Raw genomic sequence first — 16,666 nt, 5'->3', positions numbered from 1 at the left:
GGGAGCGCGCCCTTACCGGCCAGCCACAGCAGCCGGCCGGTAGACAGGCCGTTTCACGCCCGTCCGGGTAACGCAGTCCCTGCGCGCCGTCAGGCGCCTGGCGGCGAAACGGTGACACCCAGGCAGCTCTCCCCCCGCAACGCCCCCCGAAGGTTGGGTAAACAAATTCGTATCCACTGTTTACTTTTCGAGCATGGCGAAATGCCCCCGTGCCTCCATCACACGGCGCCAGGGAAGAACAACAAGAGGCGGCCCACCGCCGGAGAACTGCCATGCGCTATCGCACCGACTACAGCGCCCAGACGCTGACCGCCGCTCCGACGGTGCTCGATCTGGACGGTTGGCAACTGCACTACCAGGCCTTCTCCTCGCGGGAAGACGATCCACGCCCGCCGGTGCTGCTGCTGGGCGGCGCCTTCCAGAGCTTCCGTTCCTTCGCCAGCGAGGTGTCCGAGCTGCTCGCCGGGCATCCGGTGATCCTGCTCGACCTGCCCAGCCAGGGCGGCAACCTGCAACTGGCGCCGCAGTTGAGCCTGGAAGACCTGGCCGACCTGATCGCCGCCTTTGCAGAAACCCTGCAGCTGCCGCCGCTGATGCCCATCGGCCTGTCCTATGGCTCGGCCCTGGCGGCGCTGTTCGCCGCCCGCCATCCCCGGCGTTGCGCGCGCCTGCTGCTGGCCGGCATCACCGCCTTCGGCCGTCCCGGCGCCCGCGCCCTGCTGGAGGAAGCCCTGGCGCGCCTGGAACTGGGCGAGCAGGCGCCCTTCGCCCACGGCGTGCTGACCGGCCTGATCAACCCGCTGCGCCTGGCCGACACCGGCGTCTCCCCGGTATTCCGCAAGGCCCTGCTGCGCCAGCTGCAACGCCTGACCCCGGCAGAAATCGAGCGCTACCGGCAGAACAGCCAGCGCCTGCTGGCCTTCGGCGGCTTCGATCGCCATCCGCAGTGCCCGACGCTGGTGCTGGCCGGCGAGTACGACCACTTCACCCAGCCATGGGAGCACGCCGAGTTCGCCCATGCCTGTGCGGACGCGCAATTCGCCCTGATCCACAACGCCGACCACCTGGCCCAGTTCGAGCGCCGCGACGCCTGCGCCCGGCTGTACAACCCCTTCCTGCTGGGCGAGGCCCTCCCCCGCAGCGCTGCCGGCAGCACACGTTTCCAGCGCCAGCAGCTGCTGCACCTGGAGCGCCGCTTCGAGCCGCGCCTGGCGCCGGCCGATACGCGGGCCGTGCTGCGCAACAGTGAAAGCGGCGAATGGCGCTGCGAATTGGCGGAGCTGGGGTACTTCGGCGGGTTGATCCGCGTCGAGCTGCCGGCTGACCGCCCTGTGCGGGGCTGGAAGCTGACCGCCGCCGGCCTGCCGGAGCTGGATATTCTGCCGCTGCGCTACAGTGCGGACGGTCTGGCTTTCATCTTCGCCCACGGCGATCCGCAGGCCAGCGCGGCGCTGGCGGCGATGGTGGTGCCGATGCAGCAGGGGGCGTGCGCGGCTTGATGACGCGCGACTCTTAAGACGGATACTCCGGCGCTCGGGCCCTCCCCTCACCCCAGCCCTCTCCCAGAGGGAGAGGGAGCCGCTTGTGCCGGCTGAGACTGCGGTTTCAACTTGCGCCGATCGGTCCCCTCTCCCTCCGGGAGAGGGTTAGGGTGAGGGAAATCCCAGCACCAAGCGTCCCCTCTAGGACCGGAGAGGGCGCCCAGTCCATGATCGCGAACAATCGGTCAAACCCGCGCTTCGACCACCCGCACCAGACTCGGCATCCGCCCCTGGGGCAAGCCCAATCCCGCCCCCTCCACCTGCGGATCGAGCACTCCGACGCGACCGAAGCCGCAACCAATGAACGCCTGCTCGATTTCCGCCGCGCTCCGGTAATGCAACGGATACCCACCCCGCGTCAGCCGCCCGATCAGCCCCACGCCCCAGCGAATCTGCCGGTAGCGCGGGTGCTCGCGCAGGTCGGGGTAGAGCTCGGTCAGGTAGGTCGCCTCCGGAAACACCCGCAGGGCCTCCGCCAGCCGCCGCCAGAAGCCCTCGATCAGCGGGCGCTGGAAGTAATTCACCAGGCCCTCGGTGATCACCACCACCGGGCGGCTCGGGTCGAGCCCGGCCAGCAAGGCGCCGAGGCTCTGTTCGCCCTGCTCAGCGAGGATATCCACAGGCCGCACGCGGTGCTTGCCGTCGAGCCAGCCCTGTTCCTGCAACAGTTCCGACTTGCGCGCAGCCATGGGCGGCAGATCGGCCTCGAGATAGGTGAGCTGTGGATAACGCTGGCGGAAACGTCGGCCGCGGGGCGACAGCCCGCAGGCGATCTCCACCACCTGGGTGACCTCGCGTTGCTCGATGGCCTGGGTGAGCCGGGCGTCTATCAGCAGATGACGTTGCAGCAGGAAATCTTCGATATCCAGGCCAAAGCCGATGCGCGCGCCCCAGTTGATCGGCGCCACGCAGCCATGCACCCAGCGGCCGAAGGTCGTGGCGAACGCCGGCTCGGCCAGTTGATGGCGGTACCACACGTAGCCGGTGTAGTGCGCACTGGGAGTGATGTGGGCGCTGTCGGCCCGGACGCGTTCAGGCATGGTTAAGATTCTTGTTGTTATGATTCGCCAGCCTAAGACCGGCTCTCCTGGCCCGACAATCCGATGCCCGACGAACCCAACCTAAGTTTGCCCTGGCCCGACGCCAATCCCCTGCCGGATACCTTCTTCAACCGCGATGCGCTCACCGTCGCCCGCGAACTGCTGGGCAAGGTGATCCGCCACCGGGTCGGCGAGCTCTGGCTGTCGACGCGGATCATCGAGACCGAAGCCTATTACCTGGCCGAGAAAGGCAGCCATGCCTCCCTGGGCTACACCGAGAAGCGCAAGGCGCTGTTCCTCGATGGCGGGCACATCTATATGTACTACGCGCGCGGCGGCGATTCGCTCAACTTCAGTGCCGGCGGCGCCGGCAACGCGGTGCTGATCAAATCCGGGCATCCCTGGATGGACCGCGTCTCCGGCGACGCCGCCCTGGCCCGCATGCGCCAGCTCAACCCGGCCGCCGACGGCAGCGAGCGCCCCATCGGCAAGCTCTGCGCCGGCCAGACCCTGCTCTGCCGCGCCATGGGCCTGAAGGTGCCGGACTGGGACGCCCAACGCTTCGACCCGCTGCGACTGTTCGTCGACGACCTCGACGAGCACCCCGCGCAAGTCATCCAGGCCGCGCGCCTGGGGATTCCCCATGGCCGCGACGAGCACCTGCAATACCGCTTCGTCGACGCCGCCTTCGCCCCCTTCTGCACGCGCAACCCACTGCGCCGCGGCCAGGTCGAAGGACGCGACTACCACCTGCTCGAAACTCAGGACACCCCTCTGCGATGATCGACCTCGCCGCCTTCAACACCTGGATGGCCACCCACCCGCAATGGCTCGCCGGGGTCCTGTTCCTGACCGCCTTCCTCGAATGCGCCGCCATCATCGGCATCATCCTGCCCGGCGTGGTGATGCTCTTCGCCATCGCCGTGCTGGCCGGCAGCGGCATCCTGGGCCTGGGCGAAACCCTGGCGCTGGCCTTCTTCGGCGGCCTGCTGGGCGATCTGTCGTCCTACTGGATCGGCCGCCACTTCCACCAGGACATCCGCCGCCTGCCGGTGCTGCGCCATCACCCGGAATGGCTGGCCGGCGCCGAAGGCTTCTTCGCCCGCTACGGCGTCGCCAGCCTGCTGGTCGGGCGCTTCATCGGCGCGCTGCGGCCGTTCCTGCCGATGATCGCCGGCATGCTCGACATGCCCTTCGGGCGTTTCCTCGCGGTCTCGATCGTCGCCGCCGCCGGCTGGTCCATCGCCTACCTGGTGCCCGGCTGGGCGACCGGCGCGGCCATGCGCCTGCCCTTGCCGGAAGGCTTCTGGGCAGAAGCCGGCGTGGTTGCCGCGTGCATCACAGTCGTGCTCGCGCTGATCATCCACGCCGAACTGCGCAAGGAACGCAATGCACCGCTGATCGGCGCCATCGGTTGCTTCGCGCTGCTGGTCGCCATGCTGATCGGCTGGCCGCACCTGGACGCCCTCGACAAGGGGCTGATGGCGCTGGTGCAGGAGCATCGCCAGGGCTGGCTGGACGAGGTGATGGTAGCCGTCACCCGGGTCGGCGACTTCCGCACCCAGTTCATCGCCGGCGCCCTGCTCGCACTCCTCCTCGCCGTGCTGCGCCTGTGGCGCCATGCCTTCTTCGCCGCCGGCACCCTGGTGGGCACGGCGCTGCTGAACGGCACGCTCAAGCATCTCTTCAGCCGCGCACGCCCCGAGGTGATCGCCGACCCGCTGTCCGCCTTCAGCATGCCCAGCGGCCACGCCTCGGCATCCTTCGCCTTCTTCCTGGTGCTCGGCGTGCTGGCCAGCCGCGAGAAAAGCCCGCGCGTGCGCCTGACCTGGATGCTGCTGGCGGTCATTCCGGCAGCCTGCATCGCGATCTCACGGGTCTACCTGGGCGCCCACTGGCCCAGCGACATCATCGCCGGCGCCCTGCTCGGCGCCTCGGTGTGCGCCGCCAGCCTGTGGATAAGCCAGCGGCGCATCGAGCTGCCGGCACTGGCCCCGCGCATCTGGTGGCGCCTGCTGCCGACCGCGCTGATGTTGCTGGCCTTCGCCAGCATCTGGGGCCTGGGCGGCGCCCTTCACCGCTACCAGCCCCTGTAAGGCTCACGCCCAGGGGCGGTCGCGCATCAGCTCGGCGCAGCGCAGCTGGACGAACTCACGCAACTGGGTCACCGCCCGGCTGAGCTGGGCGCGGTGGGTGCAGAACAGGTTCATCGGCGTGGCCTCGCCCAGGTATTCCGCCAGCGCGACCTCCAGGCGGCCGGCGCGCACGTCGGCCGCCACGTCCAGCCAGGACTTGTAGACCAACCCCTGCCCTGCCACGGCCCAGCGCCGCACCACCTCGGCGTCGTCGCAGAGGCGGTCACCGCGCACCGTCACCTCGTGCTGCCTGCGGCTATCGCTGAAGCGCCAGCGCTCGTGGGCCCGCCCTCCCAGCATGTAGAGCAGGCAGTTGTGCCGTTGCAGCTCGTCCGGGTGCTTCGGCTTGCCGTGGCGGGCAAAGTACTGCGGCGCGGCGCAGAGCACCCGGCGGTTGTCCGGGGCCAGCGGCAGCGCCACCAGGTTCGAATCGCCAGGCTGGCCGAGGCGGAAGGCCACGTCCACCGGCTGGCGGTAGAGATCGGCCAGACGATCGCTGATCAGCAGGCGCAGGTTCATCCGCGGGTGCAGCGTCTGGAATTCATCGAGCCAGGGCAGCAGCACGTTGCGGCCGAAATCCGACGGCGCCGAGACCTGGAAGTTGCCGGCAATCTCGCTCTTGCCGCCGGCCAATAGCTGGCGACCATCGTCCAGGCTCTGCAAGGCGGCGCGGGCGTGGGCCAGGTACAGCTCACCCTCGGCAGTCAGGCGCAGGCTGCGGGTGGAGCGGGCGAACAGGCGCACGTCCAGCTCGCTTTCCAGGCGCTTGAGCGCGGCGCTGGCCACCGCCGGCGACAACTCCAGCTCGCGGGCCGCGGCGGAGAGGCTGCCGCGCTCGGCGGTGCGGACGAATATCTGCAGGTCGTCGAAACGCAGCATTTTCAAAAATCCTTTGAAAGAGACTCTCTACTTACGCGGTTTTTCTTCCCGACGAAAGAGAGCAGCATGCCTGTCACTTTTCTCGCACCTGGAGACTTCCGGATGAGCCTGACCCTGATCGCCATCATTCGCGCCAAGCCCGGCCGCGCCGACAGCCTGGAGCAGCACCTGCACAACATGCTCGCGCCGTCCCGCGCCGAAGCCGGTTGCCTGCAGTACGACCTGCACCGCGACATCAAGGACGCCGACCTGATCTACATGATCGAACAGTGGCGCGATGAGGAGGCGCTGGCCGAACACGAGGCCAGCCCGCACTTCCAGGCCCTGCTGAAGGCCTCCGAACCTGACCTGGCGGAACTCGATATCCGCCTGATGAACCGTATCGATTGAAGGACTGCCCCATGAAAGCCATCGGCTACACCCAAAGCCTGCCCAGCAGCGACCCGAACGCCCTGCTCGACATCCAGCTGCCGGAGCCCACACTCGGCCCGCGCGACCTGCTGGTGGAAGTGCGCGCCATCTCCGTCAACCCGGTGGATACCAAGGTGCGCCTGCGCGCCCAGCCCGCCGAAGGCCAGTACAAGGTGCTCGGCTGGGATGCTTCCGGCGTGGTCCGCGCGGTGGGCAGCGAAGTCAGCCTGTTCAAGCCGGGCGACAAGGTCTGGTACGCCGGCGACCTGACCCGACCCGGCAGCAACGCCGAACTGCAATTGGTGGACGAGCGCATCGTCGGCCACATGCCGCAGAGCCTGGACTTCGCCCATGCGGCGGCCCTGCCGCTGACCACCATCACCGCCTGGGAACTGCTGTTCGACCGCCTGCAGGTGGCCGAGGGCAGCGCCAGCAAGGGCCAGAGCCTGCTGATCGTCGGCGCGGCCGGCGGGGTCGGCTCGATCCTCACCCAGTTGGCGCGCCAGCTCACCGGCATGACCGTGATCGGTACCGCCTCGCGCCCGGAAACCCAGGAATGGGTGCGCAACCTCGGCGCGCACCACGTGATCGACCATCGCAAACCGCTGAGCCAGGAGCTGAAACGCATCGGCATCGGCGAAGTCACCCACGTGGCGAGCCTGAACCAGACCGAGGCGCACCTGCCCGAGATCGTCGCCAGCCTGCGCCCGCAGGGCCGCCTGGCGCTGATCGACGACCCGGAGAACCTGGACGTGCGCCAGCTCAAGCAGAAGAGCCTGTCGCTGCACTGGGAGTTCATGTACACCCGCTCGATGTTCCAGACTGCCGACATGATCGAGCAGCACAAGCTGCTGGAGCGCGTGGCCGGGCTGATCGACAGCGGCGTGCTGAAGACCACCCTGGGCGAGCACTTCGGCCGGATCGACGCGGCTAACCTGCGCCGCGCCCATGCGCTGCTGGAGAGCAACACGGCCAAGGGCAAGATCGTGCTGGAGGGGTTCTAAGCCAGCACCGGCTCAAGCCTGGCGTAGGGCGTATAACGCTCCGCGTTATACGCCGATTGGCCTTGATTGAAGCCCGCTCCAGAGTTGGCCAGGGCGCCATTCAAACGGGCGTCCGACCTGCCCCCCGCGGATGGACATGCGTCAGGTGTAACGGCGTACAACCGCGAACGGTTGTACGCCCTACGGTTTCGCACCCGCCAGCAACCGGCAGAGTTTCTCGGTCGCCTCGAGCATCGCGTAGCTCGGCCGCTCCAGGTTCTTGTCGGGGATCGGCCAGAGCTGGCCCAGGCGAGTGGCGGTCAGCTGCGGCATCTGCGTCCAGGATTGCAGCTCGGCATGGCTGCCCCCCAGGATCACTTCCGGATCGCGCGCCAGCACGGCCTCCTGGCTGACCTGCGGCGCAGGCAGGCTGAGGTCGGCGAACAGGTTGCGGCCACCGCAGACGCCCAGCGCGTCGCTGATGATCTGATTGCCACCGAGCGTGTAGAGCGGGCGATTCCAGACCTGATAGAAGACTTTCAGCGGCCGCTCGCGGTGATACTGGCTGCGCAGCGCCTGCAGGCGCTCCTCGAATTGCCGCGCCAGGGTCCGGCCCTGTTCCTGCCGGCCCAGGCGTTCGCCCAGCTCGCGCAATTGCCGCGCGACGTCTTCCAGGCGGTGGGGATCAGCGATGTAGAGGGGAATACCGAAGGACTTCAACTGCACCAGTTGCGCGTCCGGCACCGCACCGGGCCAGACCAGCAGCAGGTCGGGACGCAGGCTGAGCACCTGCTCCAGGTTCACCTGCCCATAGCGCCCCACCGAGGCCAGGCCCTCCAGTTCCGGCGGGCGCGGTCCCCCGTCGAGCACACCGACCAGCCGGTCGGTCGCGCCCAGTTCGAGCACCATGTCGGTGAGGGACGGCGCCAGGCTGACCACCCGCTCCGCCGCTGCCAGCGGCAGCGCCAGCAACAGGGTGAACAGGCAGAGGAGCCGGCGCATTCAGAGGAGCTGGCGGGGAATGCGGTACAGCCAGAGGATGACCAGGCTGGCCAGCCCCAGCAGCAGGACGGCCACGCCGCTCAGGTCGACCAGCACCGCCAGGGCACCGATCCATGCCGGCAGGCTGCCGACCAGCACGCCACGGCGTTGCGCGGCACCCAGCGCCTGCCAGGCAGCAGGCTCGCCGGCCATGTCGCGGGCATTCTGTGCAGCGACCAGCGCGCGCTTGTAACCACGGAACAGCGGCAGGGTGAGGAACATCGAGATCAGGCCGGCCACGAAAACCGGCGTGGCCAGCTGTTCGGACCAGCCCGTTTCACCGACCAGCGCCAGCAGCAGATGCTGCGGCGCCAGCGCGAGGGCCAGCAGCAGCCACCAGATCAGATTCAGCCGGCGCCGCGCGACGGCGCGATTCACGAAGCCTCGACCTCGGCCTCGGCTTCGCCCTGATGCATGTTGCCCAGCATGTGGCCGAGCTTGCCGGCCTTGGTCGCCAGGTAGCGCTTGTTGTGCGGGTTCAGGCCCTTCTGCAGCGGCACGCGCTCGGCGACGGTCAGGCCATAGCCTTCCAGCGCCTTCACCTTGCGCGGGTTGTTGGTCATCAGCTTCAGCGAGCAGACGCCCAGGTGCCTGAGCATCGACAGGCACATGGCGTAGTCGCGCTGGTCGGCGCCAAAGCCCAGGGCCAGGTTGGCTTCCACGGTGTCCGCACCCTCGTCCTGCAGGGCGTAGGCGCGAATCTTGTTGAGCAGGCCAATGCCACGGCCTTCCTGACGCAGGTACAGCAGCACGCCGCGGCCTTCTTTGGCGATGGCCGAGAGTGCGCCTTCGAGCTGGAAGCCACAGTCGCAGCGCAGGCTGAACAGCGCATCGCCGGTCAGGCACTCGGAATGCAGACGCCCCAGCACCGGCTGGCCGTCGTCGAGCTTGCCCATGGTCAGGGCGACGTGTTCCTTGCCGGTTTCCTCATCGAGGAAGCCATGCATGGTGAATTCGCCGAAGGGGGTGGGCAGCTTGGAGGCGGCGACGAAAACGACAGACACCGGAAACTCCTGAAAGATTTATCTAAGGAAGGAGGACCGGCATTGTAGCAGCAGCGCCGGCCGCACCGTCATTGCGAATTCTGCAAGATAAGCATCGACGCCATCGATGGAAGCGGCGCGCCAGAGTCTGTTCAGAATCTCGCGAGCTAGAGCAGAACAAGGCTCAACGACCAACGGGAGTAACAGCCGCAGGCTGGCCCGAAGGGTGAGCGCCAGCGAATCAAACGGGCGAGGAAGCGGAGTTTACAAGCTGTAAATGAGCATGACTCGCTTCGCTCGCCCCTCCGGGACCGCACTGAAGTGCGTTAGCCGCAAGCGGCTTCCGAGCCTGTTTTTAACGTAGTTATGCCGACGCGCAGCAGATTCTGGACAGGCTCTCAGTGCTTGGCCTGGATATACATCATGCCCTGATCCTCACGCCAACCCACGCGGTTGAGGTAGCTCATGCCGAGCAGGATTTCGGTGGGGAATTCGCCCTCCAGCACCACCGCCTCCACACCCAGCACCTCGACGCCGCCGAGCTTCACGCTGTTGAGCGAAACCTTCCAGCCCCTGGCCGTGCCGCTGGCGGTGGACGCCATCATCGGCGTACCGACGGCGCGATAGTCGATGCCCAGGCGGCGCGCCTGGCCCTCGTTCATCGCCACCGACGTGGCGCCGGTGTCCACCAGGAACTGCGCGCTCTGGTTGTTGATGGTCCCGGAGACCCAGTAATGGCCGCCATTGCCGCGGGCAATGCTCATCTCGGTACGCGCCGCCGGCGCCGAATAGCCGCTGCCGTTGTACTCGCGCTCCAGCTCGTAGGCCTGCTCCACGCCACCGACGCGCAGCACCGCCTTGTGGGCGTCGGCGCTGACCAGCTGAACCCCGCCCGGGCCGCTCTGGCCGACCTTGAGCAGCTTGCGCTGGCCGTCGATGCTGAGCACCGCCGCCCCGGGGAACAGGCCCACCACGCGCACCTGGGGCGCAGCCAGCGCCAGCGCGGTGCAGAGGGACAGGCAGGACAACAGGAACAGACGCGGCATCACGATCACTCCTTGGGTGGCAGCAGCGGCTTCAGGGGGGCGTAGGGCCAATGCCAGCGGTCGAACAGGCGCTCCAGCTCACCGCTGTGATAGAGCGCCTGCATGCGCGCATCGAACAACTGCGCCAGCGCCCGGCCGCGTTCGTTGTTGGCGAAGCCAAGATACAGCGGAATCGTGGCGATATCGGTGATCCGGTAGACGCTGGCATCGACGCCCTTGCCCTGGAGCATCTCTTCAAGCTCGGGGCGGGCATCGATGAAATAGTCGATCCGCCGGCTGTCGAGCATCGGCAATGCCGAGCTGCGGCGCTGCAGTTCGTTACGCTGCCCCAGGTGATCCAGGTAGCGGTCGAAGGAGTAGCCGCGCATCCAGGCCAGGCGGTAACGGTCCAGGTCGGCCAGCTTGGGCGGCGGGGAATCCCTGCGCCCCAGCGCGCCGATGGGGTCGACGTCGTAGGGCCAGCGGGGATAGATGATGTTGCTGATTTCGTCGCGATAGGAGCCGATCCAGGCGTCCGCCTCGCCACGCTGCACCAGGCCGACCGAGCGCACATAGGGCTCGCTGCGGGGGATCAGGCGCACGCCCTCAGGCTCGTACAGCGCACGCAGCAGGTCCCAGGCGAGCCCGCGGCCATCGGCCTGGGTGTAGTTGACCCACGCCTCGCTGGCGACACGGATCTCAGTAGGCGGGGCATCCGCCCATGCCGGCAGCCACCACAGTACGCAGAGCAGGCACAGCAGTCGGCGCATCGATCGTCCTCAGATCAGCCAGCGGGCCCAACCCCAGGTCAGCCCCTGCATCACCAGCCAGGCGAACACGCCGGCCAGTACGTCATCGAGCATGATGCCCACGCCGCCATGGACATTGCGGTCGACCCAACTGATCGGCCAGGGCTTGGAAATATCGACGATGCGGAACACCACGAAACCGACCAGCAGCCACCACCAGCCTTCCGGCACCAGCCAGAGGGTGATCCACATGCCGACCATCTCATCCCAGACGATGCCTTCGTGGTCGTGCACCCGCAGGTCATCCGCGACCTTGCCGCACAGCCAGAAGCCGAACAGCATGGTCACGCCCAGCATCAGCCAATACCCCCAGTCCGGGAGCATCTGCCACAGTGGTATGAAGGGTAGCGCAACCAGCGAGCCCCAGGTGCCGGGCGCCTTGGGCAGGGTGCCGGAACCGAAGCCGAAGGCCAGGAAATGCCAGGGATTGCGCCATACCGAATGGGGCACGGGTTGCGCGGGGGCCTGGTTGGGTTGTTCTGTCACGGTCACTCCATGAAATGCAGGTAGCCGCCCTGGCGCGGCGTGATATCGGCGCCCTGTCCGTCCAGCACGCGGACGCCGGAGCCGGCCTCCACCCTACCGACCACGCAGAGTTGCGGCCAGTTCGCGGAAAGGACGGGCAGGTACTCGGGCGGCAGCGTGAAGGCCAGTACGTAATCATCCCCGGCGCCGAGTTTCAGTTGCCGTGCGCGCTCGGCGCCCAGCAGTGCCTCCAATGGCGCACTCGGCGGCAGACGTTCGGCCTCGATGACCAGCGCCACGCCGGAGGCCCGGGCGATATGCCCGCAGTCGGCCAGCAGCCCGTCGGAAATATCCAGCGCCGCACTGGCCTTGCCGCGCAATGCCAGGCCAAAGGCCAACTGCGGCTGCGGCGACCAGTAGCGCGCCAGCAGCGGTTCGGCGATGGCCGGCTCGGCGGTCAGCTCGCCCAGCACCAGCGGCAGCGCGCCGCCTGCCTCGCCCAGCGGGCCGCCGACGCAGAGCAGATCGCCCGGCCGAGCGCCGGCGCGGGTAATCGCCTGCCCGGCGGGCACGGCGCCGAACACGGTGATCGTCATGGACAGCGGGCCACGGGTGGTATCGCCGCCGATCAGCGCCATGGCGCATTCCTGGGCCTTCAGGTTCAGGCCACGGGCGAAACCTTCCAGCCAGGCCGGGTCGGCCTCGGGCAGAGTCAGGGCAAGGGTGAAGCCGATGGGCGCGGCGCCCATCGCGGCCAGGTCGCTGGCGGACACCGCCAGGGCGCGCTGGCCGAGCAGGAAGGCATCGCAGACGGCGGGAAAATGCACGCCGGCGACCAGGGTATCGGTGGAAATCGCCAGCTGTTCACCGGCTTTGGGAGCGAGGAGCGCGCAGTCGTCACCAATCCCCAGGGCCACTGCCTCGCCGCCGGCCGCACAGGCGGCCGAGGCGAAGTAGCGACGGATCAGCTCGAACTCACCCATGCCTCAGCGCTTGGCGCCACGCAATTCGGCGGCGCGCAGGCGCGGTGCGAGCTTGTCCAGCACGCCGTTGACGAACTTGTGTCCGTCGGTGGCGCCGAAGGTCTTGGCCAGCTCGATGCCTTCGTTGATCACCACCTTGTACGGCACGTCCAGGCGGTTGCGCAGCTCGTAGGTGGAGAGGCGCAGGATCGCCAGCTCGACCGGGTCGATTTCTTCCAGCGCGCGGTCCAGGCAAGGGGTGAACTCCTTGTCCAGCTCGCCCTTCAGGCGCGGTACGCCGTGCAGGATCTCGTGGAAATAGGCGCCGTCGACATCGCTGAAATCGTTATCGGTGCGGAAGGTCGCCTCGATCTCGTTGAGCGGCTGGCCCGCCATCTGCCAGGAGTACAGGGCCTGCACCGCAAGGCTGCGGGCCTTGCGACGCATGGCGATCTTGTTGGGCTTGGCGGGCTTTGCCGGAGTACCGCTGTCCTGGCTCACTTGGCCTCCAGCTGCGACAGCAGGCTCACCATTTCCAGGGCGGACAGGGCAGCTTCGGCGCCCTTGTTGCCGGCCTTGGTGCCGGAGCGCTCGATGGCTTGTTCGATGGAGTCGACGGTCAGCACGCCGAAGGCGACCGGCACGCCGAACTGCAGGGAAACCTGCGCCAGGCCCTTGGTGCACTCGCCGGCTACGTATTCGAAGTGCGGGGTGCCGCCACGGATTACAGCGCCGAGGGCGATGATGGCGTCGAATTCACCGCGCTGGGCGACTTTCTGCGCCACCAGCGGGATTTCGAAGGCGCCCGGGGCGCGGATCACGGTGATTTCGCTCTGGGCGACGCCGTGGCGCACCAGCGCGTCGATGGCGCCTTCCACCAGGCTTTCCACCACGAAGCTGTTGAAGCGGCCAACCACCAGGGCAAAGCGGCCTTTGGGGGCGATGAAGGTACCTTCGATGGTCTTCAGGGTCATGGGCAGGTCTCGTCTGTTAAAGAGCCGGAGCGTTCAGCAACGCTCCGCAAATAGGGTAGAAGAACGGCACCGCCGTGCCAGGGCACGGCGGTGAGGTTCATTCAGCGGGCAGGTATTCTACTACTTCGAGGTCGAAACCGGATATCGCGTTGAAGCGCATCGGTGCCGACATCAGGCGCATCTTGCGTACCCCCAGGTCGCGCAGGATCTGCGAACCGGCACCCACGGTGCTGTAGGTGGTGGTCGGTTTCTGCACGGGCGCCGCGGCATTGCTGATCTCACGGACGTGCGCCAGCAGGTCTTCGCCGCCGACCTGGTGGCCCAGCAGCAGGACCACCCCGGAGCCGGCCTCGGCCACCTTGGCCATCGCCGCGCGCAGGCTCCAGCGGCCCGCCTGGTTGACCAGCAGCAGGTCGCGCAGCGGGTCGGGGTTGTGCACGCGCACCAGGGTCGGCTCTTCCGGGCAGACCTTGCCCAGGGTCAGCGCCAGGTGCACGTCGCCTTCCACGGAGTCGCGGTAGGTGATCAGCTTGAACTGGCCCAGTTCGGTATCCAGCGGCTGCTCGGCGAGGCGCTCGACGGTGCGCTCGTGAATCAGGCGGTAGTGGATCAGGTCGGCGATGGTGCCGATCTTGATGTTGTGCTGCTTGGCGAACTCTTCCAGTTCCGGGCGACGGGCCATGGTGCCGTCGTCGTTCATGATCTCGCAGATCACGCCGGAGGGCTCGAAGCCCGCCATGCGTGCCAGGTCGCAGGCCGCCTCGGTATGGCCGGCGCGAGCCAGCACACCGCCGGGCTGGGCCATCAGCGGGAAGATGTGGCCGGGGCTGACGATGTCGGCGGCCACGGCGTGCTTCGCCGCGGCGGCCTGTACGGTGCGGGCGCGGTCAGCGGCGGAGATGCCGGTGGTGACGCCTTCGGCGGCCTCGATGGAGACGGTGAACTTGGTGCCGAAGCCGGAACCGTTGCGCTGCACCATCAGCGGCAGGCCGAGTCGCTCGCAGCGCTCGCGGGTCATCGGCATGCAGATCAGGCCGCGGGCGAAGCGGGCCATGAAATTGATGTCTTCGGTACGGACGCACTCGGAGGCGATAATCAGGTCGCCTTCGTTCTCGCGGTCCTCGTCATCCATGAGGATGACCATCTTGCCCTGACGCATGTCGTCGAGCAGTTCTTCAATGCTGTTGAGTGCCATACGGGGACGAGCCTTATCAGTGTTTCAGGAAGCCGTTTTCGGCCAGGAATGCTTCGGTGATGCCGCCAGCGCCGGCTGCGGGTTCCGCCGCCTTGTCGCCCAGCAACAGACGCTCCAGGTAGCGCGCCAGCAGGTCGACTTCAAGGTTGACCAGGCGACCACCGCGGTAGTCGGCCATGATGGTCTCCTGCACGGTGTGCGGAACGATGGTCAGCTCGAACTCGGCGCCATTGACCGCGTTCACCGTCAGGCTGGTGCCGTCCACGGTGATCGAACCCTTGAGAGCGATGTACTTGGCCAGCTCGCGCGGCGCGCGCACGGTGAACTGGATGGCGCGGGCGTTTTCCTCGCGCTTGACGATCTCGCCGACGCCGTCGACGTGACCGCTGACCAGGTGGCCGCCCAGGCGGGTGGTCGGGGTCAGGGCCTTTTCCAGGTTCACCCGGCTACCGACCTTGAGCTGCGCGAAGGCGGTGCGCGCCAGGGTCTCGCGGCTGACGTCGGCCCAGAAGCCGTCGCCGGGCAGGTCCACCGCGGTCAGGCAGATGCCGTTGACTGCGATGCTGTCGCCGAGCTTGACGTCGGCGAGGTCGAGCTTGCCGGTCTTCACGTACAGCCGGACGTCACCGCCCTTGGGGGTAATGGAGGCGATGCTGCCGATGGATTCGATTATGCCGGTGAACATGTTGCCTCCCACACGACGAAGGCGGCTGGCCGGCAGGCCCGCGAAGCCAACTGGGAAAGATATTGCATAGTGGCGAACTCCTGTTTTTGGTTAGAAAACAGGGCGTATCGGATCGAAGGGATTTCGCGGACGTGCGCAGGCACGCCCCGTTGGCTCATCCCGTTCTCTCTTCATCCGGACTGTTACCGTCGGCCCCGGAATCGCACCGGGTCTGCTGACCTTGCCCCTCCGGCGAACCGGTCCGGGCAAGCGCTCGCGGGCTAGACGTATTGCACGCCATTACCGCCGGTGGGGACTTGCACCCCGCCCTGAGAACGTCAATCGCGGTCGTTTACAACGTCAACCGCGTGTGGCGTTTTACCACAGGCCGGCACAACTCGGAAGGTTCTGTTTATCCAGCCCCGGGATTCGCCGGGCGACGAACGCGGCCGTCAGCGCGGCCGCGCGGTGACCAGCCAGTCGTCGCCCACTGCGCGGATGTCGCTGATCTTCAGCTCGCGGGAATCGGCCATGCGTTCCAACGGCAACTCCAGCAACGGGCGCGCGGAGGAACCGAGCAGCTTGGGCGCCATGAAGATGCAGTACTCGTCGACCAGCCCCTGACGGGCAAAGGCACCGGCCAGGCGCGGGCCGGCTTCCACCAGCACTTCGTTGACGCCACGGCGGCCCAGTTCGGCCATCAGGGCAGGCAGATCGACCTGACCGTCGTCACCGGCCAGCGCCAGCAATTCGTGCCCCGCCCCGGCGTAGTCCGGAGCGCCACGCGTACTGACCACCAGTGCCGGCCCCGCCTGGAAGAAGGCAGCGCTCAGCGGCACGCGCAGGCGCCCGTCGATCAGCACCCGCAGCGGCGGGCGACGCGTCGCCAGTTCGGTCTGCTCGGCATCCAGCCCGAGTTCGCCGGGGCGGACGGTCAGGCGCGCATCGTCCATCAGCACGGTATCGGCGCCGGACAGCACCACACTCGACTGCGCACGCAGCCGCTGCACCGCCCGGCGCGCCGCCGGACCGGTGATCCATTGGCTCTCGCCGCTGGCCATTGCGGTGCGACCGTCCAGGCTCATCGCCAGCTTCACCCGCACGAAAGGCAGGCCGGTCTCCATGCGTTTGAGGAAGCCAGGGTTCAGCGCACGGGCTTCGCTCTCCAGCACGCCGGAGCGCACCTCGATGCCCGCGTCGGCAATGCGCCGCATGCCGTTGCCGGCGACCTGCGGATTGGGGTCCTGCATGGCCGCCACCACCCGCGCCACGCCGGCTTTCACCAGCGCATCCGCGCACGGCGGCGTGCGGCCGAAATGGCTGCACGGTTCCAGGGTGACGTAGGCGGCGGCGCCACAGGCCTTGTCGCCGGCCTGGCGCAGCGCGTGGACTTCGGCGTGCGGCTCGCCGGCGCGCACGTGCCAGCCCTCGCCAACCACCTGGCCATCGCGCACGATGACGCAACCGACCCGGGGATTGGGATGGGTGGAGTACCACCCCTTGCGCGCCAGTTCGATGGCGCGGGCCATCCAGGCCTCATCGAGGTGGTTCATCGGATC

At 67.7% G+C, this 16,666-nt stretch carries 19 protein-coding genes and 1 riboswitch; of the genes, 5 read left to right on the top strand and 14 right to left on the bottom strand.

What is annotated here, in order from left to right; genetic code table 11:
• Nucleotides 1–272: 272 nt before the first annotated feature.
• Nucleotides 273–1,499: an alpha/beta fold hydrolase gene (locus ACNFBT_RS14145; protein ID WP_416750249.1), complete on the top strand. Its 1,227-nt coding sequence runs from the start codon at nt 273–275 to the stop codon at nt 1,497–1,499.
• A gap of 227 nt (nt 1,500–1,726) precedes the next feature.
• Here ACNFBT_RS14145 and ACNFBT_RS14140 read toward each other — a convergent pair whose 3' ends face one another.
• Nucleotides 1,727–2,581: a class I SAM-dependent methyltransferase gene (locus ACNFBT_RS14140; protein WP_416750247.1), complete on the bottom strand. Its 855-nt coding sequence runs from the start codon at nt 2,579–2,581 to the stop codon at nt 1,727–1,729.
• Nucleotides 2,582–2,644: 63 nt separating this feature from the next.
• On the opposite strand from ACNFBT_RS14140, the gene ACNFBT_RS14135 reads away from it, so the two are divergent.
• Both ACNFBT_RS14135 and ACNFBT_RS14130 read left to right on the top strand, forming a co-directional pair.
• Nucleotides 2,645–3,364, top strand: a complete 720-nt coding sequence (locus tag ACNFBT_RS14135) for a DNA-3-methyladenine glycosylase (protein ID WP_416750245.1) — start codon at nt 2,645–2,647, stop codon at nt 3,362–3,364.
• The gene (locus tag ACNFBT_RS14130) at nt 3,361–4,677 is read left to right on the top strand and encodes a bifunctional DedA family/phosphatase PAP2 family protein (RefSeq protein ID WP_416750243.1); all 1,317 of its coding nucleotides are present in this window, start codon (nt 3,361–3,363) and stop codon (nt 4,675–4,677) included. Before ACNFBT_RS14135 ends, ACNFBT_RS14130 begins: the two co-directional genes overlap by 4 nt.
• A gap of 3 nt (nt 4,678–4,680) precedes the next feature.
• Here ACNFBT_RS14130 and ACNFBT_RS14125 read toward each other — a convergent pair whose 3' ends face one another.
• A complete protein-coding gene (locus tag ACNFBT_RS14125; protein ID WP_416750241.1) occupies nt 4,681–5,595 on the bottom strand; it encodes a LysR family transcriptional regulator in 915 nt (304 codons plus the stop codon).
• A 102-nt stretch (nt 5,596–5,697) separates the two neighbouring features.
• On the opposite strand from ACNFBT_RS14125, the gene ACNFBT_RS14120 reads away from it, so the two are divergent.
• Together ACNFBT_RS14120 and ACNFBT_RS14115 are read left to right on the top strand one after the other, a co-directional pair.
• Nucleotides 5,698–5,985, top strand: coding sequence for a putative quinol monooxygenase (locus ACNFBT_RS14120; protein WP_416750239.1), 288 nt, complete (start codon nt 5,698–5,700; stop codon nt 5,983–5,985).
• Between the two features lie 11 nt (nt 5,986–5,996).
• Complete coding sequence (locus ACNFBT_RS14115; RefSeq protein WP_416750237.1) at nt 5,997–7,010, top strand: zinc-binding alcohol dehydrogenase family protein; 1,014 nt, start codon at nt 5,997–5,999, stop codon at nt 7,008–7,010.
• A gap of 180 nt (nt 7,011–7,190) precedes the next feature.
• Here ACNFBT_RS14115 and ACNFBT_RS14110 read toward each other — a convergent pair whose 3' ends face one another.
• The 12 genes from ACNFBT_RS14110 to ribD all read right to left on the bottom strand — a co-directional run bounded on the left by ACNFBT_RS14110 (nt 7,191) and on the right by ribD (nt 16,660).
• Nucleotides 7,191–7,991, bottom strand: a complete 801-nt coding sequence (locus tag ACNFBT_RS14110; protein WP_416750235.1) for a cobalamin-binding protein — start codon at nt 7,989–7,991, stop codon at nt 7,191–7,193.
• Entirely contained in the window at nt 7,992–8,408 is a 417-nt protein-coding gene (locus ACNFBT_RS14105) for an MFS transporter (RefSeq protein ID WP_416750233.1), read from the bottom strand.
• Nucleotides 8,405–9,034 (bottom strand): GTP cyclohydrolase II, encoded by a 630-nt coding sequence (gene ribA / locus ACNFBT_RS14100; protein WP_416750231.1) that lies wholly within the window; start codon nt 9,032–9,034, stop codon nt 8,405–8,407. The genes ACNFBT_RS14105 and ribA overlap by 4 nt, the downstream gene beginning before the upstream one ends.
• Before the next feature lie 377 nt (nt 9,035–9,411).
• A complete protein-coding gene (locus tag ACNFBT_RS14095; RefSeq protein WP_416750229.1) occupies nt 9,412–10,059 on the bottom strand; it encodes a retropepsin-like aspartic protease family protein in 648 nt (215 codons plus the stop codon).
• Between the two features lie 5 nt (nt 10,060–10,064).
• Nucleotides 10,065–10,808 carry a substrate-binding periplasmic protein gene (locus tag ACNFBT_RS14090; protein ID WP_416750227.1) on the bottom strand — a complete coding sequence of 248 codons (744 nt, stop codon included), beginning with the start codon at nt 10,806–10,808 and terminating at the stop codon, nt 10,065–10,067.
• Between the two features lie 9 nt (nt 10,809–10,817).
• A complete protein-coding gene (locus ACNFBT_RS14085; RefSeq protein WP_416750226.1) occupies nt 10,818–11,333 on the bottom strand; it encodes a phosphatidylglycerophosphatase A in 516 nt (171 codons plus the stop codon).
• 2 nt (nt 11,334–11,335) lie between these two features.
• Nucleotides 11,336–12,295, bottom strand: coding sequence for a thiamine-phosphate kinase (gene thiL / locus ACNFBT_RS14080; RefSeq protein ID WP_416750224.1), 960 nt, complete (start codon nt 12,293–12,295; stop codon nt 11,336–11,338).
• A 3-nt stretch (nt 12,296–12,298) separates the two neighbouring features.
• A complete protein-coding gene (gene nusB / locus ACNFBT_RS14075) occupies nt 12,299–12,721 on the bottom strand; it encodes a transcription antitermination factor NusB (RefSeq protein ID WP_416750656.1) in 423 nt (140 codons plus the stop codon).
• Nucleotides 12,722–12,771: 50 nt separating this feature from the next.
• Nucleotides 12,772–13,248, bottom strand: coding sequence for a 6,7-dimethyl-8-ribityllumazine synthase (gene ribE, locus ACNFBT_RS14070; RefSeq protein WP_081517125.1), 477 nt, complete (start codon nt 13,246–13,248; stop codon nt 12,772–12,774).
• A 97-nt stretch (nt 13,249–13,345) separates the two neighbouring features.
• Complete coding sequence (ribBA, locus tag ACNFBT_RS14065) at nt 13,346–14,443, bottom strand: bifunctional 3,4-dihydroxy-2-butanone-4-phosphate synthase/GTP cyclohydrolase II (RefSeq protein WP_416750222.1); 1,098 nt, start codon at nt 14,441–14,443, stop codon at nt 13,346–13,348.
• Nucleotides 14,444–14,459: 16 nt separating this feature from the next.
• Nucleotides 14,460–15,128, bottom strand: a complete 669-nt coding sequence (locus ACNFBT_RS14060; RefSeq protein WP_416750220.1) for a riboflavin synthase — start codon at nt 15,126–15,128, stop codon at nt 14,460–14,462.
• Between the two features lie 157 nt (nt 15,129–15,285).
• Nucleotides 15,286–15,448, bottom strand: a riboswitch (FMN riboswitch).
• A gap of 111 nt (nt 15,449–15,559) precedes the next feature.
• A complete protein-coding gene (gene ribD / locus ACNFBT_RS14055) occupies nt 15,560–16,660 on the bottom strand; it encodes a bifunctional diaminohydroxyphosphoribosylaminopyrimidine deaminase/5-amino-6-(5-phosphoribosylamino)uracil reductase RibD (protein WP_416750654.1) in 1,101 nt (366 codons plus the stop codon).
• Between the last annotated feature and the right edge of the window lie 6 nt (nt 16,661–16,666).

This window comes from Pseudomonas sp. NY15181 (assembly GCF_048068055.1).
Classification (GTDB): Bacteria; Pseudomonadota; Gammaproteobacteria; order Pseudomonadales; family Pseudomonadaceae; genus Pseudomonas.
Note: the sequence above shows the minus strand (reverse complement) of the source record. Positions and strands in the feature narration are given on the sequence as shown.

Coding starts and splice junctions, on each gene's coding strand:
- ACNFBT_RS14145 (WP_416750249.1), top strand. CDS start 273: ATGCGCTATCGCACCGACTACAGCGCCCAGACGCTGACCGCCGCTCCG.
- ACNFBT_RS14140 (WP_416750247.1), bottom strand. CDS start 2,581: ATGCCTGAACGCGTCCGGGCCGACAGCGCCCACATCACTCCCAGTGCG.
- ACNFBT_RS14135 (WP_416750245.1), top strand. CDS start 2,645: ATGCCCGACGAACCCAACCTAAGTTTGCCCTGGCCCGACGCCAATCCC.
- ACNFBT_RS14130 (WP_416750243.1), top strand. CDS start 3,361: ATGATCGACCTCGCCGCCTTCAACACCTGGATGGCCACCCACCCGCAA.
- ACNFBT_RS14125 (WP_416750241.1), bottom strand. CDS start 5,595: ATGCTGCGTTTCGACGACCTGCAGATATTCGTCCGCACCGCCGAGCGC.
- ACNFBT_RS14120 (WP_416750239.1), top strand. CDS start 5,698: ATGAGCCTGACCCTGATCGCCATCATTCGCGCCAAGCCCGGCCGCGCC.
- ACNFBT_RS14115 (WP_416750237.1), top strand. CDS start 5,997: ATGAAAGCCATCGGCTACACCCAAAGCCTGCCCAGCAGCGACCCGAAC.
- ACNFBT_RS14110 (WP_416750235.1), bottom strand. CDS start 7,991: ATGCGCCGGCTCCTCTGCCTGTTCACCCTGTTGCTGGCGCTGCCGCTG.
- ACNFBT_RS14095 (WP_416750229.1), bottom strand. CDS start 10,059: ATGCCGCGTCTGTTCCTGTTGTCCTGCCTGTCCCTCTGCACCGCGCTG.
- ACNFBT_RS14090 (WP_416750227.1), bottom strand. CDS start 10,808: ATGCGCCGACTGCTGTGCCTGCTCTGCGTACTGTGGTGGCTGCCGGCA.
- thiL (WP_416750224.1), bottom strand. CDS start 12,295: ATGGGTGAGTTCGAGCTGATCCGTCGCTACTTCGCCTCGGCCGCCTGT.
- nusB (WP_416750656.1), bottom strand. CDS start 12,721: ATGCGTCGCAAGGCCCGCAGCCTTGCGGTGCAGGCCCTGTACTCCTGG.
- ribE (WP_081517125.1), bottom strand. CDS start 13,248: ATGACCCTGAAGACCATCGAAGGTACCTTCATCGCCCCCAAAGGCCGC.
- ribBA (WP_416750222.1), bottom strand. CDS start 14,443: ATGGCACTCAACAGCATTGAAGAACTGCTCGACGACATGCGTCAGGGC.
- ACNFBT_RS14060 (WP_416750220.1), bottom strand. CDS start 15,128: ATGTTCACCGGCATAATCGAATCCATCGGCAGCATCGCCTCCATTACC.
- ribD (WP_416750654.1), bottom strand. CDS start 16,660: ATGAACCACCTCGATGAGGCCTGGATGGCCCGCGCCATCGAACTGGCG.